The organism is Saccharopolyspora elongata (assembly GCF_004348985.1).
Lineage (GTDB): Bacteria > Actinomycetota > Actinomycetes > Mycobacteriales > Pseudonocardiaceae > Saccharopolyspora > Saccharopolyspora elongata.
In genome coordinates this window covers 83,115-99,504 of sequence record NZ_SMKW01000007.1, presented here as the reverse complement: position 1 = coordinate 99,504, position 16,390 = coordinate 83,115, and the positions used below count along the sequence as shown (strand labels likewise).

Annotated in this window: 13 protein-coding genes; 7 read left to right on the top strand and 6 right to left on the bottom strand. The window is 72.9% G+C overall.

Annotated features, from left to right (window positions below; translation table 11 throughout):
• Nucleotides 1-55: 55 nt before the first annotated feature.
• Nucleotides 56-826, top strand: a complete 771-nt coding sequence (locus tag E1288_RS08055) for a DUF4383 domain-containing protein (protein ID WP_132482833.1) — start codon at nucleotides 56-58, stop codon at nucleotides 824-826.
• Here the strand turns inward: E1288_RS08055 and E1288_RS08050 are convergent.
• Nucleotides 823-1,017: a DUF3046 domain-containing protein gene (locus E1288_RS08050; RefSeq protein WP_132482831.1), complete on the bottom strand. Its 195-nt coding sequence runs from the start codon at nucleotides 1,015-1,017 to the stop codon at nucleotides 823-825. The genes E1288_RS08055 and E1288_RS08050 overlap by 4 nt on opposite strands.
• 37 nt (nucleotides 1,018-1,054) lie before the next feature.
• On the opposite strand from E1288_RS08050, the gene E1288_RS49790 reads away from it, so the two are divergent.
• Nucleotides 1,055-1,186, top strand: coding sequence for a hypothetical protein (locus E1288_RS49790; protein ID WP_268951806.1), 132 nt, complete (start codon nucleotides 1,055-1,057; stop codon nucleotides 1,184-1,186).
• Between the two features lie 13 nt (nucleotides 1,187-1,199).
• On the opposite strand, the gene E1288_RS08040 is transcribed toward E1288_RS49790, so the two are convergent.
• Nucleotides 1,200-3,023: an Hsp70 family protein gene (locus tag E1288_RS08040; protein ID WP_132482827.1), complete on the bottom strand. Its 1,824-nt coding sequence runs from the start codon at nucleotides 3,021-3,023 to the stop codon at nucleotides 1,200-1,202.
• A gap of 172 nt (nucleotides 3,024-3,195) precedes the next feature.
• Here E1288_RS08040 and E1288_RS08035 point away from each other — a divergent pair, with 172 nt between their 5' ends.
• Nucleotides 3,196-7,764, top strand: a complete 4,569-nt coding sequence (locus E1288_RS08035; RefSeq protein WP_132482825.1) for an ATP-dependent helicase — start codon at nucleotides 3,196-3,198, stop codon at nucleotides 7,762-7,764.
• 78 nt (nucleotides 7,765-7,842) lie between these two features.
• Here E1288_RS08035 and E1288_RS08030 read toward each other — a convergent pair whose 3' ends face one another.
• Complete coding sequence (locus tag E1288_RS08030) at nucleotides 7,843-8,613, bottom strand: maleylpyruvate isomerase N-terminal domain-containing protein (RefSeq protein WP_235883416.1); 771 nt, start codon at nucleotides 8,611-8,613, stop codon at nucleotides 7,843-7,845.
• A complete protein-coding gene (locus tag E1288_RS08025) occupies nucleotides 8,610-9,056 on the bottom strand; it encodes an SAV_6107 family HEPN domain-containing protein (RefSeq protein ID WP_132482823.1) in 447 nt (148 codons plus the stop codon). Before E1288_RS08025 ends, E1288_RS08030 begins: the two co-directional genes overlap by 4 nt.
• 316 nt (nucleotides 9,057-9,372) lie before the next feature.
• Here E1288_RS08025 and E1288_RS08020 point away from each other — a divergent pair, with 316 nt between their 5' ends.
• A complete protein-coding gene (locus E1288_RS08020) occupies nucleotides 9,373-9,942 on the top strand; it encodes a GNAT family N-acetyltransferase (protein ID WP_132482821.1) in 570 nt (189 codons plus the stop codon).
• Between the two features lie 120 nt (nucleotides 9,943-10,062).
• Here E1288_RS08020 and E1288_RS08015 read toward each other — a convergent pair whose 3' ends face one another.
• A complete protein-coding gene (locus tag E1288_RS08015) occupies nucleotides 10,063-11,745 on the bottom strand; it encodes a DUF885 domain-containing protein (RefSeq protein ID WP_132482819.1) in 1,683 nt (560 codons plus the stop codon).
• A gap of 306 nt (nucleotides 11,746-12,051) precedes the next feature.
• Here E1288_RS08015 and E1288_RS08010 point away from each other — a divergent pair, with 306 nt between their 5' ends.
• Nucleotides 12,052-12,717: a DUF3153 domain-containing protein gene (locus E1288_RS08010; RefSeq protein WP_132482817.1), complete on the top strand. Its 666-nt coding sequence runs from the start codon at nucleotides 12,052-12,054 to the stop codon at nucleotides 12,715-12,717.
• On the opposite strand, the gene E1288_RS08005 is transcribed toward E1288_RS08010, so the two are convergent.
• Entirely contained in the window at nucleotides 12,714-13,592 is an 879-nt protein-coding gene (locus E1288_RS08005) for a methylenetetrahydrofolate reductase (RefSeq protein ID WP_132482815.1), read from the bottom strand. The two genes, E1288_RS08010 and E1288_RS08005, sit on opposite strands and share 4 nt — an antisense overlap.
• Nucleotides 13,593-13,695: 103 nt before the next feature.
• On the opposite strand from E1288_RS08005, the gene E1288_RS08000 reads away from it, so the two are divergent.
• Nucleotides 13,696-14,826: a polyprenyl synthetase family protein gene (locus E1288_RS08000; RefSeq protein WP_235883415.1), complete on the top strand. Its 1,131-nt coding sequence runs from the start codon at nucleotides 13,696-13,698 to the stop codon at nucleotides 14,824-14,826.
• Nucleotides 14,826-16,289, top strand: a complete 1,464-nt coding sequence (crtI, locus tag E1288_RS07995; protein ID WP_132482813.1) for a phytoene desaturase family protein — start codon at nucleotides 14,826-14,828, stop codon at nucleotides 16,287-16,289. Before E1288_RS08000 ends, crtI begins: the two co-directional genes overlap by 1 nt.
• Nucleotides 16,290-16,390 lie beyond the last annotated feature (101 nt).

Here is a 16,390-nt window from a genome sequence, read left to right as displayed (position 1 = left end):
CACTCGGAAGACCAACTGGCGAACCGGCCGCCCGGGCTCCGAGGAGGTGCCGACCATGCGAATGGACCGCTACCTGCCACCAGACCACCCGCTGAGCCGGTTCTACCGGGTCGGGGCGGCCATCTTCGGCGCGTTCCTGCTCGCCTTCGGCGTGCTCGGGCTGGCCAACCAGGTGCCGCTGTTCACCACCAGGGGCATCGACGTCATCGGCCTGTCCAGCAACGGCCTGCTGGCCGTGGTCTCGGTGGTGGTCGGCGCGATCCTGGTCGGCGCCGCCGCCTGGGGCGGACCGGTCGCCTCCACCACCACCGCCGCGGTCGGGGTGCTGTTCTTCCTGTCCGGGCTGATCAACCTGGGCCTGCTGAACACGCCCTGGAACGTGTTCGCCTTCAAGCTGCAGAACGTGGTGTTCAGCCTGATCGCGGGCATGCTGCTGATGTTCCTCGGGTTCTACGGCCGGGTCAGCGGCGGACTGCCGCAGGACAACCCCTACGTCCGCTACCGGCACCACGAACCGCCCGCCGAGGAGGTCCCCGAGCAGCGACTCGCCGACGAGCGGCGGATCGCCGAGATCGAACCGCTCTGCCAGGCCGAAAAGGCCGTGGCCGACGGCAACCCCACGCCGGAGCAGAACCGGTTGGTGCAGGCCGAGACGTGGCGGCACATGCAGGAGGAGCGGCGCCGCGCCTACCAGCACTACCTGGAAGCCGGGCGCAGCGCCGAGCAGCAGATCAGCGCGCAGAACCTGTGGGCCGACTTCGAGGTCCCGGAACGCCGGCCCGCGGCGCCCCGCGCCGCGGAGCGCAAGGAGGAAGCGGAGTCCTAGCGCCGTTCGGCGGGCACCTCGAAGGCGTCGCAGACCGCCTGCCAGACCTCCTTGGTCGACAGCCCGGCCTCGAGCGCCTGGTCGACGGTCCGCCCGTCGAGGGACGAGAACACGTGGTCCTGGGCCAGCATCTCGGCGCGGACCCGGCCGAATTCGTCGGCCATGCGTTGGCGGAAAGCAGTGTGGCGCATCGCCCGCCAGCCTACGCGGCGGCCGTACCCTGGTGGTGTGCTGCTCTTGCTGCAGGCCGATCCGACCGGGTTGTCGACGCCGCTGGGCCAGGTGGTGATCGGCGCCGTATTGCTGGCGGTCATCGTGCTCGCGGTGCGCTTCCTGTGGGAGCACCGCAACCGGCGCTGAACCAGGCGCTGGATCAGGCCGTGCCCGGCTGGACCGACTTCTCGAACTCGTCGGCCAGCTTGTTCGGGTCGAGCTGCTTGTCGCCGTTGGGCTTGAGCACCATGCCGACCAGCGGGCGGTCGTCGACCGTGAACACCAGGGTGCCGAAGGTGTCGCTGGTGACCGCGCGGTAGGTGCCGGTCAGGCCGTTGCCGCTCCAGTCCGCCTCGACCTGGTCGCTGGTCACGCCGTTGAACTCCAGCAGCAGGTCGGCGCGCCGCTGCGCGGCCTCCATCGTGTCCAGCTGGGTGTAGACGATCTGGGTGCCCTCGTTGGGATTGCCGATCGAGCAGGACACCACGGTGCCGTCGAGCTCCCGCAGGCCGGGCATGATCCGCTGCCAGCCCGGCGCGCAGTTGGCGTGCTCCGGAACGGTACCGGCGAGGTTGCCCAGGCAGGCGGTGAAGCCCTCGGCGTTGACGGTGCCGGGCTGGAAGCAGTCCGCCGCGCTGGGCGCGCTGGAGCCGTTGGTGGCGCGGAACACGATCGCCACGACCGCGACGATCACCGCGACGGCCGCGACCGCGCCGAGGCCGATCAGCATGTTGCGGTTGCGCCGGGACACGTCCGCGGGCGGCTGGGGGTGGGGCTGCTGCTGGGGCGGCGCGACGGGGTACGTGCGGACCGTGTCGGGCTCCCGGTACGGCGCCTGCGGCTGACCGGTCTGCGGGATGGCGACCGGGCCCGACTGCGGGCTGGACCGGATGTCCTGGGTCCACATCGCGGCACCGTCGCGGGACACGTGGTGCGCCCCGAGCGCGACGGCCGTCTCCGGCTGGTCGAGCGTCGTCGGCACGATCCGCAGTTGTTCGCCGATCAGGCTGGCGACCAGCGGCAACCGGCTGGAACCGCCCACCAGGTACACGCCGGCGAGGTGCTCCGGGTTCATCGCGTTGGAGCGCAGCACGGCGGCCAGCAGCTCGACGCTGCGCAGCATGCTCGGCCGCACCAGCGCTTCCAGCTCCGCGCGGGTGACCAGCACGTCCTCGAAGGGCTCCGGCATCGGCACCTCGGTCTGCGGGTGCCGGGAGAGCGCTTCCTTCGCGGCGCGGACGTCTTCACGCAGGGCACGCTGGGCCCGCCGGTCGCCGGTGCTCTCCGGGCGCAGCAGCCGCTGCCAGCGCTGCGGGTCCTTGTTGGAGACCTGTCGCCCGACGTGCTCCAGCAGCGCCTGGTCGACGTCCAACCCGCCGAGGTCGGCCAGGCCGTCCTCGGCCAGCACCGCGAACCCGTTCTGCGTGGCGCCGACGATCGCGCAGTCGAAAGTGCCCGCGCCCAGGTCGTAGACGGCGAGCGCCTGGCCGGCGCCGAGGGCGCGGTCCGGGAAGGACGCGAAGTGCGCGGCCGCGGCCACCGGTTCCGGGATCAGCACCAGGTTGCAGGTGAAACCGGCCAACCGGGCGGCGGACAGCAGCACGTTGCGGCGGACCGTGCCCCACTGCGCGGGGTGGGTAAGCCGGACCTCGTCGGGCTGGGCGCCGCCTAGCTGCCGGGTGGTCTCCTCGGCGACCCGGTGCAGCACCGCGGCCAGCGCGTCGGTGACGGTGATGACGTTGTCCCCGAGCAGCAGGGTGCTCTCGTCGACCCGGCGCTTCGGGTTCGGCTCGAACCGGGACGGGTCGAGCCGGGCGCGGCGTTCGGCGTCGCGGCCGACGATGATCCCGCCGTCCTCGGTGGCGAACACCGCGGACGGCATGGTCGCAGAGCCGTCGACCTCGACCACCCGCGGCGGCCGACCGTGCGCGGACAGGACCGCGACGGTGTTCGAGGTGCCGAGATCCACTGACAGGACGCGCACCCGTCCCCCTCCCACGCTGAAGCTTCCGGGCTCGAATGCTGCCACGTCAGCGGCGGCGGGAAGCACCGATCCCCCGCATTCGTGCCGAATCACATCCCGGCAGGCCCTTGTGGACGGTCGGCCACTGCCGGTCGCGGGTGTCGGTGTCAGGGCGTTGGTCCAGCATGTAGTGGTGAGCGATGTGCTGGACGGCTTCTCCGCGGCGACCCGCGACTGGTTCCGCGGGGCCTTCGCCGCGCCCACCGAGGCACAGCGCGGCGCGTGGGAGGCGATCGCCGGGGGCGAGCACGCCTTGGTCGTCGCGCCGACCGGCTCCGGCAAGACGCTCGCGGCGTTCCTCTCCGCCCTGGACAAGCTGGCCGCGGAAGGCACGCCCGCCGACGCGAAGCAGCGCTGCCGGGTGCTCTACGTGTCGCCGATGAAGGCGCTGGTCGTCGACGTGGAGCGGAACCTGCGCGCGCCACTGGCCGGGATCCGGCAGGCCGCGCAGCGCCTCGGCAGCGCCCCGCCGGACATCCGGGTCGGCATCCGCACCGGGGACACCCCGGCCGACCAACGCCGTTCGTTCGCCCGCACGCCGCCGGACGTGCTGGTCACCACGCCCGAGTCGCTGTTCCTGCTGCTGACCTCGGCGGCCCGGGAGTCGCTGCGCGGCGTCGAGACGGTGATCGTCGACGAGGTGCACGCGGTGGCCGCCACCAAGCGCGGAGCGCACCTGGCGCTTTCCCTGGAACGGCTGGACGAGCTGCTGCCGAAGCCGGCGCAGCGCATCGGGCTGTCCGCGACGGTCCGCCCGGTGGAGGAGGTGCGGACGTTCCTGGCCGGCGGCCGGCCGGTGCGCACCATCCAGCCCGCGAACGCCAAGCAGGTCGAGGTCCGGGTCGAGGTGCCGGTGCCGGACATGGCCGAGCTGGGCGCGCCGACCGGCGAGGTCGAGGGCCCGGCGGCGGGCGCGGAGCAGCGCACGTCGATCTGGCCGTCGGTTCAGGAGCGGATCCTGGAGCTGATCCGCGAGCACCGCTCGACCATCGTGTTCACCAATTCCCGGCGGCTGGCCGAGCGGCTCACCGCCGGGATCAACGAGCTCGCGGCCGAGGAGCCGGTGCCCCTGGAGCGGTTCCCCGCCGAGGCGGTGGGCGGCTCCGGGATCGGCGGCGGCGCCCCGCCGATCGTCGCGAAGGCGCACCACGGCTCGATGTCGAAGGAACAGCGGGCGGTGGTCGAGGAGGAGCTGAAGTCCGGGCGGCTGGCCTGCGTGGTGGCCACCTCGTCGCTGGAGCTGGGCATCGACATGGGCGCGGTGGACCTGGTGATCCAAGTGGAGACGCCGCCGAGCGTGGCATCCGGGCTGCAGCGCATCGGGCGCGGCGGGCACCAGGTCGGCGCGGTGTCGCGGGGCGTGGTGTTCCCGAAGTTCCGGGGCGATCTCGTCGGCTGCGCCGTGGTGTCCGAGCGGATGGCGGACGGGCTGATCGAGTCGCTGTCGTTCCCGCGCAACCCGCTGGACGTGCTGGCCCAGCACGTCGTGGCGATGGTCGCGATGGACACCTGGCCGGTGCCGCAGCTGGCGGCGCTGCTGCGGCGCGCCGCGCCCTACGCGGGGCTGCCGGATTCGGCGCTGCACGCGGTGCTGGACATGCTGGCGGGCCGCTACCCCAGCGAGGAGTTCGGCGAGCTGCGGGCTCGCATCGTCTGGGACCGGGTGAACGACGAGCTGCGCGCGCGGCCGGGTGCGCAGCGGCTCGCGGTGACCTCCGGCGGCACGATCCCGGACCGCGGCCTGTTCGTGGTGACCACGCCCGCCGACGAGGCGGGCAAGGGCGGGGTGCGGGTCGGCGAGCTCGACGAGGAGATGGTCTACGAGTCGCGGGTGGGCGACACCTTCCTGCTGGGCACCTCGGCGTGGCGGGTGGAGGACATCACCCACGACCGGGTAGTGGTGGTTCCCGCGCCGGGCGAGCCGGGCCGGATGCCGTTCTGGAAGGGCGATTCGCCGGGGCGGCCGCTGGAGCTCGGGCGCGCGCTGGGCGCCTTCGTCCGGGAGCTGACCAGCGCGGACACCCAGGCGGCGCGGTCCCGTGTGACGGCCGCCGGGCTGGACGAGTGGGCCCGCGACAACCTGCTGTCCTATTTGGACGAACAGCGTCAGGCGACCCGGCACGTCCCGGACGACCGCACGATCGTGGTGGAGCGGTTCCGCGACGAGCTCGGCGACTGGCGGATGGTGGTGCACTCGCCGTTCGGCGCCAAGGTCAACGGCCCGTGGGCGCTGGCCATCGGCGCCCGGATCCGCGAGCGGCGCGGGATCGAGCCACAGGTGGCCTCCTCCGACGACGGGATCGTGCTGCGGCTGGCCGACGCGCTGGACGAGTCCGGCGCGGAGGTCCTGCCGACCGCCGAAGACGTCCTGCTGCCGCCGGATGAGGTGCAGCAGGTGGTGACCGACGAGGTCGGCGGTTCGGCACTGTTCGCGGCCCGGTTCCGGGAGTGCGCGGCGCGGGCGCTGCTGCTGCCGCGCCGGGATCCGCGTCGCCGCACGCCGTTGTGGCAGCAGCGGCAACGGGCCGCGCAGCTGCTGACGGTGGCTGCGCAGTACGAGCAGTTCCCGATCGTGCTCGAAGCGATGCGGGAATGCCTTCAGGACGTCTACGACCTGCCCGGGCTGACCGAGCTGATGTCGCAGGTCGCGGCGCGCAAGGTGCGGGTGGTCGAGGTCGAGACGCCGACGCCGTCGCCGTTCGCACGCAGCCTGCTGTTCGGCTACATCGGCATGTTCCTGTACGAGACCGATGCGCCGCTGGCGGAGCGCCGATCGGCCGCGTTGAGCCTGGATTCGACGCTGCTGGCGGAGCTGCTCGGTTCGGAGGCGATGCGGGAGCTGCTCGATCCCGAGGCGCTCGACGAGATCGAGCAGCAGCTGCAGCGGCTCGCCCCGGATCGGCAAGCCCGCGACGCCGAGTCCGCGGTGGACCTGCTGCGGTTCCTGGGAGATCTGTCCACCGCCGAAGCCGAGGCACGAGGCGTGCGTCCGGAGTGGCTGGCGGACCTGGCGGAACAGCGCCGGGTGCTGCGGGTCCGCATCGCGGGCGACGAGCGCTGGATCGCGATCGAGGACGCGGGCAAGGTCCGCGATGCGTTGGGCGTCGCGCTACCGGTCGGCGTGCCGGAGGCGTTCACCGAGCCTGTCGCCGACCCGCTGGGCAACCTGCTGATCCGCTACGCGCGCTGCCGCGGGCCGTTCACCGCCGACGCCGCGGCGCAGCGATTCGGGTTGGGCGTGGCCGTGGTGCACGGCGTGCTGTACCGGTTGACCGGCACCGGGCGGCTGGTCCGCGGCGAGCTGCGGCCGCTGGAGGCCGGTGGCGGCGGCGTGCTGGAGTACTGCGACGCCGACGTGCTGCGGCGGCTTCGCCGGGCGTCGCTGGCCCGGCTGCGCGCCGAGGTCGAGCCGGTGGAACCGGCCGCGCTGGGCCGTTTCCTGCCCGCGTGGCACGGCATCGGGGCGCGGCTGCGCAGCGCGCCGACGGTCGACGACGTGTACGCCGTGGTCGAACAGCTCGCGGGCGCGCCGGTTCCGGCGAGCGGCCTGGAGTCGCTGATCCTGCCCGCCCGGCTGCCCGGCTATTCCCCCGCGCTGCTCGACGAGCTGACCGCGACCGGCGAGGTCAGTTGGGTCGGCTCGGGCTCGCTGGCCGGCGGCGACGGCTGGATCGCGCTGGCGCCCACCGATGTCGCCGACCTGCTGTTGCCCGACCTGCCGGAGGAGGCCACCGCCGATTCCCCGTTGCACCGCGCTGTTGTGTCCGCATTGGACGGTGGCGCGCTGTTCTTCCGCCAGCTGGCGGATCGGTCGGCGGCGCTGCTGCTGGAGCAGGGCGAGAGCGCGCCAGCCGACGATGCGGTCACTTCGGCGTTGTGGGATCTGGTCTGGTCCGGCGCGGTCACGAACGACACCCTGGCGCCGTTGCGAGCGTTGGTGTCCGGACGCGGCGCAGCGCACAAGCCGCGCCGCAGCGCGCCTCGTGGCCGCTACGCGAGGTTGCGCGCGGGGCGGCCTTCGATGCCCAGCCGCAGCGGACCGCCGACGGTGTCGGGGCGTTGGTCGCTGGCGCCGCAGCCGTCCAGCGAACCGACGCGACGGGCGCACGCGCGGGCCGAAGCGTTCTTGGAACGGCACGGGGTGCTGACGCGCGGAGCGCTGGACATCGAGCGCGTCACGGGCGGATTTTCCGCCGTGTACAAGGTGCTTCGGGCGATGGAGGAATCCGGGCGCTGCAGGCGTGGATACGTCGTCGAGGGGCTCGGGGCCGCGCAGTTCGCGGTGCCCGGCGCGATCGATCGCCTGCGCGCGCTGTCCCGCGAGGATGGCGACGACGAGGCTGTGGTGCTGGCGGCCGCCGACCCGGCGCAGCCCTACGGGGGCGCGCTGGAATGGCCTGCGGTGATGGGCGAAACCCGGCATCGGCCCGGGCGCAAGGCCGGAGCGCTCGTGGTCCTCGTGTCCGGCGAAGCGGTGTTCTACGTCGAGCGCGGCGGAAAGTCGTTGTTGTCCTTCACCGACGACGAATCCGCGTTGCGCAGCGCTGCGGCGGGGTTGGCCCGCGTTGTCCGGGACGGCTGGTTGGAGCAGCTCGCAGTGCAGCGCGCCGACGGCGAGGGCGCTTGGGGATCCCGCCTGGCCGACGTGCTCACCGAAGCAGGATTCCGCGCCACGCCGAAGGGTTTGCGGCTACGCGCCTGACTCCGTTCGCCAACGCCCATCGGCGAGACTCCCTCCGCGACGAGGTCCGCGCCGCCACCCAGAACGAGCTTCGAGGGCTCAGCGGGTGGCGAGTTGCAGCAGGCCCCAGAGCTGCGCGATCGCATCGAGATCGCCACTGGTCTCCACCGCTCGATCGGGCAGCCGGCCCCACATCCACAGGTAGACGGCGGGCGCATCACCGCCGACGACCGCGTCGGGCGTCGTGGTCGACACGTCCCCCGAACTCACCACCGCGGCCCCGTTCTGGTCCGCGGTGACCAGCCAGTTGCGGTCGGCCACGTACACCCCGACCGAACAGGGCCGCGTCGCGGTGATGCCGAGCGCGTGCAGCCGGTAGCCGAACCAAAGCCGCAGCACCTCGTCAACGCCGTCGGTGGCCACATCCGGCTCGATCGGCGTCGGCAGCACTCCCGCCGCGGCCTGCACGTCCACCCGGTGCACCGTCGTGGCGTGCAGCATTCGACGCAGCCAGAACCGCACGGTGTGCTGCTCGGGCCACCACGTCGGACACCGGTCGTGCGGCGGCCGGGAGCCGAACTCGGCGAGCAGGTCGGCAAGGCGAACGGCGAACCTGCTGGTCACCTCGCGCAGCGCGGGCCGATCCGGCAGATCCCAGCGCTGTTCGGCCGCCGTCGCGCCCAGCCAGGACAGCGTGTCCTCGCACAGATCGCCCAGGTGCCGGATCGTCTGCCCCAAGGTCCGCCCGGACGCGCCCCACACCGGCGCGTCGACGTGCGCGTCGTGGGTCGCCGCCGTGAGCAGCTGCGCCTCGATGCCGAGCAGATCGAGCATCCGCCCGTAGTCGAGCCCCAGTTCGGTTCCGTTCATCGAGCCACCCCCAGCAGGCTCCGGCCCACGATTTCGAGGAATTCGCGGCTGCGCGCCAACAGCCCGTCGGCATCCAGCCTGGTGATGGTCGGCACCCCCGCCTCCGCCGCGGCCCGCCGGTCCGAGCGCGCCGCGAAGTAGGCCGCCCACTCCCGGAATTCGGGGGCGGCGGCGGTCAGCATCGTCCACACGCTGGCCGGGCGGCTGTTCTCGCGCCGCCAGGAACGCGCCACCACCACCGCCGTCGCGGCACGTAACGCCGCCACGTGCGCGGCCACGTACCGCTCGCTCGGCCGGTCCGCCTCCTCCGCTTCGTGCAGGCGGCTGCGGGCGTCGAGCAGCAACGACAGGGAACCGGCCGGCGTGTCCGCCTCGGGCGTCGGTTCGTGGTTCTCCACGGAATGCCGCGGAGCCGGAATCGAGAAGTCAGTGGAAAAAGACATCGGCGTATCTCCTCTGCACGACGAAGCCGTCCACGCCTGCCGTGGGGAGCCGGCAGGTCCGGCGGCGGGGTGCTTCCCCCACCCCACCGCCGGACTCGATGTTCGAACAAACGTTCATCGAACTTCCGTTCGAACATCTTCAGATTAGCGCGCACCACCGACGGACTCAAGCAATGAGCCCTAGCTCACCTGTTCGAGTCATGACCAGCCAAGATGATCACCCGAGTGGCCGAATCAGGCACCCGGCCGGGACGCCGCAGCGGCAGGATCGGCCGCGGAAAGGACCGCACGCCGCGGAGGGTCTAATGTTCGGCCCGTGACCGCCGCGCCATCCCCCCGTTGTGACCGGATCACCGAGCTGACCACGGAGCAGCTCCGGGCCCGGCTGCCCGAGGCCCTGCAGATCTACGTGACCGCGATGAACTACCCGCCCACGACCGCCCAGCAGCGCGCCCCGATGTGGTCGGCGCACATGCTGCGCGCGGGCTGGCGCTGCATCGGCGCGTTCAGCGACCACGACGAGCTCATCGGCATCGGCTACGGCTATCTGGGCGCCCCCGGGCAGTGGTGGCACGAGCAGGTCCGCCGCGGGCTGCTGAGCAGCGGCGGCGACGCCGACAGCTGGCTGGACGACTACTTCGAGCTCACCGAGCTGCACGTGCACCCGGGAAGCCAGGGCGGCGGCCTCGGCGAGGAGATCCTGCGCCGCCTGCTCTCCGGCGCGCAGGGCGGCAAGGTCCTGCTCTCCACGCCGGAAGGCCCGACCCGCGCCTGGAAGCTGTACCGCCGGGTGGGCTTCGCGGACGTCCTGCGCAACTACCGCTTCACGGGCGACCCGCGCCCCTTCGCGGTCCTGGGGCGCTCGCTCCCCCTGGAACCCAGCTGATCGCGCCGGTGGGCGACGTGGCCCGCGGCTGACGTCGGAGCAGGGTTCGATTTCCGACCACGGCGCCGTGGGTCTCCCGGTACCCCGGAAGACCCACGGCCCGGGTCGATGCCGAGCCCGTTACAGCAGGGCCAGCTGCTCGCGGAGGGTGTCGAGGCCCATGCCGCCCATCCGCAGGGCCTGCGTGTGGAACTCCTTCACGTCGAAGGCCGCGCCGTGGCGCTGCTTGGCCTCGTCGCGGGCCGCCCGCCACAGCCGCTCGCCGAGCTTGTACGACGGCGCCTGGCCCGGCCAGCCCAGGTAGCGGTCGATCTCGTCGCGGACCTGCGCCGGGTCGGTGATGGTCCGGCTCAGCATGAACTCCAGGCCCAGCTCCGGCGTCCAGCGCTCGCCCTCGTGGAAGCCGGTACCCGCCGGGATCTCCAGCTCCAGGTGCATGCCGATGTCGACCACCACGCGCGCCGCGCGGAAGAGCTGGTCGTTGAGCATGCCGAGCAGGTCGCCGTCGTCCTCGAGGTAGCCGAGCTCGCGCATCAGGCGCTCGGCGTACAGCGCCCAGCCCTCGCCGTGCCCGGAGACGAAGCAGGCCAGCCGCTGGAACTTGTTGAGCCGCTGCGCCTCGTGCACCGCGGTCGCGACCTGCAGGTGGTGTCCCGGCACGCCCTCGTGGTACACGGTGGAAACTTCGCGCCAGGTCGGGAAGTCCTGCCGGTCGGCGGGCACCGACCACCACATCCGGCCGGGCCGCGAGAAGTCGTCGGTCGGGCCGGTGTAGTAGGCGCCGACGCCGCCGCCCGGCGGGGCGATCCGGCACTCCAGCCGCATCAGCGGGTCCGGGATCTCGAAGTGCGTGCCGCGCAGGTCCTGCAGCGCCTGGTCGGACAGCTGCTGCATCCACTCCTCGAACCGGTCCTGCCCGTGCACCTGGTAGCGCGGATCGGCGTCCAGCACGGCCGCGGCCTCGGCCAGCGTCGCCCCCGGCTTGATCCGGTTCGCGATCTGCTTCATCTCCGCCTCGATGCCGGAGAACTCCTGCCAGCCCCACTCGTACGCTTCCCGCAGGTCGAGCCGGGCTCCGGTGAAGTAGCGCGACCACAACCGGTACCGCTGCTCGCCCACGGCGTCCTTCTCCGGGGCCTTCGGCAGCAGCTCGCCGCGGAGGAAGTCGGCGAGTCCGGCGTACGCCTCGGCGGCCGATTCGGCTGCGGTGTCCAGGTCGCGGCGCAGCGATTCGTCCACGCCCTCGGCGCGCCCGACCATCGCCGCGAAGAACGACGACTGCCCGCCGCGCCCGGACCAGGTGTCGCACTGCTCCGCGACCTTGCGGACCTGCCGGGCCGCCGACACGTTGCCGTCCGCGGCCGCCGCCAGCAGCCCGGCGCGCAGGCCCAGCACCGCTTCGGGCATCACCGACAGGCGGCGGGCGATGGTGCGCCACTGCTCCGGGGTGTCGGTCGGCATCAGGTCGAAGACCTGCCGGAGTTCCTGCACCGGGCTGGCGATCACGTTCAGCGCGGCCATGTCCGCGCCGATCTCGTGCAGCTCCAGGTCCAAACCGACGCGCTCGGCGAACACCGCCTGCGCGACCCGCTCGGAATCGTCGGCGGGATCGGCCGCCTGCACCGCCGCGAGGCTGCGGCGGGCGAGTTCCGCGCGGGCCCGGTGCCCGTCCGGCGAGTAGTCGGTCAGCTCCTCGTCCCGGCCGGGCACGCCCAGGTAGGTTCCGGCGACCGGGTCGAGCGCGACCAGCTCGGATACGAACTGGTCGCTGATTTCGTGCACACCGCTGTGGTCAACTCCCATGCCCGCCACGCTATCGAACCTGTCGGAGAACTCATCTCGATTAACGGCGCGGGTAGCGGAACCCCAGACGCCTTCTCGCTGTGGGATCCCCGACCGATTCACCACGTCGGGGCTCTCGTCGCTGGGAGAACCCCGGGCGGGTGGGCACCGTGAACCCGCGGCGGCGGACGCTGAGTGCGTGGGCCAAGCGGCTGCGCCGCTTCAAGAACAAGAACCCGCTATCGAACGGCGACGCGGTCACGCGCCTCGACGAAAGTGAGCGTTCGCAGGCGGCGAAAAGGCCCGCCGGATGGGAAGATCGCCCGGGTGGAGGACAAGACCCCGCGCGGCCGCACCGCGCTCCTGCTGGTCCTGATCACCGTGCTCGGCGCGCTGCTCAGCGGGTGCCTGCACGCCAACGCCTCGCTGAACATCTCCGGCGAGGACCAGGTGTCCGGCGAGGTCGTGCTCGCCACCCAGGTCGCCGACGGGCAGGCCCCGCTCCGCCTGCAGCCGCCCGAGAACGTCGCCGACCGGGTGCAGATCACGCCGTTCCGCGACGGCCCCCGCGTCGGCTCGCACCTGTCGTTCCGCGACCTGACCTTCCCGGAGGTCGAGCAGCTCGCCGAGGCGATGAGCCCCGATGCCCGCTACCGGCTGCACCTGTCCCGGTCCGGCTCGCTGGTGATCTTCGAGGGCTCGGCGGACCTGACGCCGCTGGCCGACACCGACTCCGGCGTCGACCTGAAGATCAGCGCGCCCGGCGAGATCACCAACACCAACGGCCAGGAGAGCGCCGGCACGATCTCCTGGTCGCTGCAGCCCGGCGCGGTCAGCGAGATGTCGGCCACCTACCAGTTCTCCAACTCCACCGGGATGGACTGGATCGGCTGGGCGCTGCTGGTCGGCGGGCTCACGTTCTGCGCCGCGGCCGTCGTGGCGGTGCTCGCGCTGCGCGCCCACGTGCGCAGCCGGGCGGACCAGAACGCCTAACCGGCTCCCAGGCCGAGGTTCGCGACCACCTGGCGCGTCGCCTTCGAGCGGTTGAGGGTGTAGAAGTGCAGCGCCGGGACGCCCTCGGCGATCAGCCGCTCGCACAGCCGCGTCGCCAGATCCACGCCTGCGGCGCGGAACCCCGCCGGATCCTCCGCCAGCGGCAGCAGCTGCTCCGACACCTCGGTAGGCACCGGCACCCCGGCGAGCTCGCCGAACTTGCCCAGCACCCGCGGCGTGGTGATCGGCATGATGCCCGGCAGCAGCGGCACGTCGCAGCCGCGGGCGGCCATCCGGTCGCGCAGCCGCAGGAAGTACTCCGGCTCCAGGAACAGCTGGGCGATGGCGAAGCCCGCGCCCGCGCGGATCTTGCGCACCAGGTGGTCGGCGTCGGTTTCCAGGTCCGAGGAGCGCGGGTGGCCGTGCGGGAAGGCCGCGACGCCGACGCAGAACTCGCCGAGCTCCCGCACCAGCCGGACGAGGTCCTCCGCGTAGGTCAGGCCCTCGGGGTGCCGGAGCCATTCGCCGTTGGGGTCCCCCGGCGGATCACCGCGCACGGCCAGCACGTTCTGCACGCCGGACGCGGCGTACCAGCCGATGACGTTGCGCAGTTCGGCGACGGAGTGGTCCACTGCCGTCAGGTGCGCCATCGGCGTCAGGGTGGTCTCCTGCGCGATGCGGCCGGTGGTCCGGATGGTGCGGTCCCGGTTGGAGCCGCCCGCGCCGTAGGTCACCGAGACGAAGGCGGGGTCCAGCGGCTCCAGCTCGCGGATGGCCCGCCAGAGGATGCGCTCCTCGTCGTCGCCCCGCGGCGGGAAGAACTCCACCGAGAAAGTCGTCTTCTCGGTCCGCAACCGATCCACCACCGCCGTCATGCCGAACAGGATAAGGACGGTTCCCGGACTCCTCCGGCATCGTCCCAGCGGCTGGGAGCGGCCCCGGCGGCCGTCACCCGATGGCGTCGCGGAGGATGGAGGTGTGCCCCCATCGAATTCGACCACCCTGCAAGCGACCGGCAAGGACACCGTCGTCGTGGAAACCGACCTCCCCGGTCAGGTCCAGCGGACGCTGACCGACTACCTGCAGACCCGCAGCGCCGAGGCAGCCGACCTCGACCCGGCGTTCGCGACCGCGGTGGCCGAGCTGGCCGGGTTCGTCCTCGGCGGTGGGAAGCGGATCCGCCCCACCTTCGCCTGGTGGGGCTGGCGCGCGGCCGGCGGGCCCGCCGAGGGCCCCGCGGCGCAGGCGATGCTGCGGGCCGCGAGCGCCTTGGAGCTGCTGCAGGCCTGCGCGCTGGTGCACGACGACTTGATCGACGAATCGGACACCCGCCGCGGCAACCCGACCGTGCACCGCAAGTTCGAGCAGATCCACCGCGAGTCCGGGTTCTCCGGCGCCGGCATCCAGTTCGGGCGCGCCGCCGCGGTGCTGCTCGGCGACCTGGCGCTGTCCTGGGCCGACGACCTGCTGCACAGCGCCGGTATCCCGCCGGAGGCGCTGGCCCGGGCGCTGCGCCCGTGGCGCGCGATGCGCACCGAGGTGCTCGCCGGCCAGTACCTCGACGTGCTCGGCCAGTTCCGCGGCGACGAGACGCCGCAGGCCGCGCTGCAGATCTGCCAGCTCAAGGCCGCGTCCTACACCGTCCAGCGGCCGCTGGAGCTCGGCGCGGAGGCCGCCGGGGCCGGCCCGGACGCGCTGGAGGCACTGCGCCGGTTCGGCTCCGACATCGGCGTCGCCTTCCAGCTCCGCGACGACCTGCTCGGCGTCTTCGGCGACCCCGGGGTGACCGGCAAGCCCGCCGGGGACGACCTGCGCGAAGGCAAGCGGACGGTGCTGATCGCCGAGGCCGTGGCGACGGCCCGCGAGCAGGCCGACCAGCCCGCCCTGGACCTGCTGCGCGACGTGCTCGGCGATCCCGAACTGGACGCGGACCGCGTCGAGCAGGCCCGGCAGGTGCTGACGAGGCTCGGCGCGGTCGCGGCCGTCGAGAAGCGGATCACCGACCTGACCGGCTCTGCGATGCTGGCGCTGCACACCGCGGGACTGGCCGAACCGGCCGCGTCGCGGCTGGCGGAGCTCGCAATCGCCGTCACCGACCGCAGCCACTGATGCGCACCGTCGCCGGACGCACCGATCACGTCGTGGTCGTCGGTGCGGGCCTGGCCGGGCTGACCGCGGCCCTGCACCTCGCGGGCGCCGGGCGGCGGGTGACGGTCGTAGAACGGGCGGGCCTGCCTGGCGGGCGGGCCGGGTTGCACGAGGTCGCCGGGTACCGGATGGACACCGGCCCGACCGTGCTGACCATGCCCGAGCTCGTCGACGAGGCACTGCACGCGGTCGGCGAATCGGTGGCCGACCGCCTCGACCTGATCCCACTGCACCCGGCCTACCGGGCGCGGTTCGCGGACGGCTCGGCGCTCGACGTGCACACCGACGCCGCCGCGATGGAGGAGGAGGTGCGGCGGTTCGCCGGGCCTGCGGAAGCGGCCGGGTACCGGCGGCTGCGGCGCTGGCTGACCGAGGTCTACCGGGCGGAGATGCACCGCTTCATCGACGCGAACTTCGACTCGCCGCTGGACCTGCTCTCGCCCGAGCTGGCGCGCCTCGCGGCGCTCGGCGGCTTCGGCCGGCTCGGCCCGGCGATCGGCCGGTTCCTGGCCGACGAGCGGCTGCGCCGGGTCTTCTCCTTCCAGGCGCTCTACGCCGGCCTGGACCCGCGCCGAGCGCTCGCCCTGTACGCCGTCATCTCGTACATGGACACCGTCAACGGGGTGTGGTTCCCGCGCGGCGGCATGCACGCGGTCCCGACCGCGCTCGCCGACGCGGCAGCGGGCGCGGGCGTCGCGTTCCACTACAACGCCGAAGTCACGGCACTGGAGCGGCGCGGCGACCGGATCACCGCGGTCCGCACGTCAGACGGCACCCGCATCGAGGCCGACGCGTTCGTGCTCACGCCCGACCTACCGGTCGTGCACGAGCTCCTCGGCCGCCGTCCGCGGCGGCGGTTGCGCTGGTCGCCGTCGGCGGTGGTGCTGCACGCCGGGACCACCCGCGGCTGGTCCGACGCGCACCACACGATCTCCTTCGGCGCGGCCTGGCACAGCACGTTCACCGAGATCATCCGCGACGGCAGGCTGATGACCGATCCGTCGCTGCTGATCACCCGGCCGACCGCGACCGATCCGTCGCTGGCGCCCGACGGCCGCGAGCTGCACTACGTGCTCGCGCCCTGCCCGAACCTGCGCACCGGGCCGATCGACTGGGACCGGATCGGCCCCGCCTACCGCGACGAGTTGCTGGGCGAGCTGGAGCGGCGCGGGTTCGCCGGCTTCGGCGCGGCGATCGAGGAGCAGCAGCTGATCACCCCGGCGGACTGGGCGGCGCAGGGCCACGCCGCCGGAACACCGTTCTCGGCCGCGCACACGTTCGCGCAGACAGGTCCGTTCCGGCCGCGCAACCTGGTGCGCGGCCTGGCCAACGCGGTGCTCGCCGGCTCGGGCACGACGCCGGGCGTGGGCGTCCCGCCGGTCTTGCTGTCCGGCAAGCTCGCCGCCCGGCGCATCACCGGCTGACCGGCGCCGACTGCCGCGTTCGCGCAGCTCGACGGCCTCGTAAGCACTTTGGATCGCTATGACGGACCAAAGTGCTCACGAGCCCCGAACAGGCTGAGCAG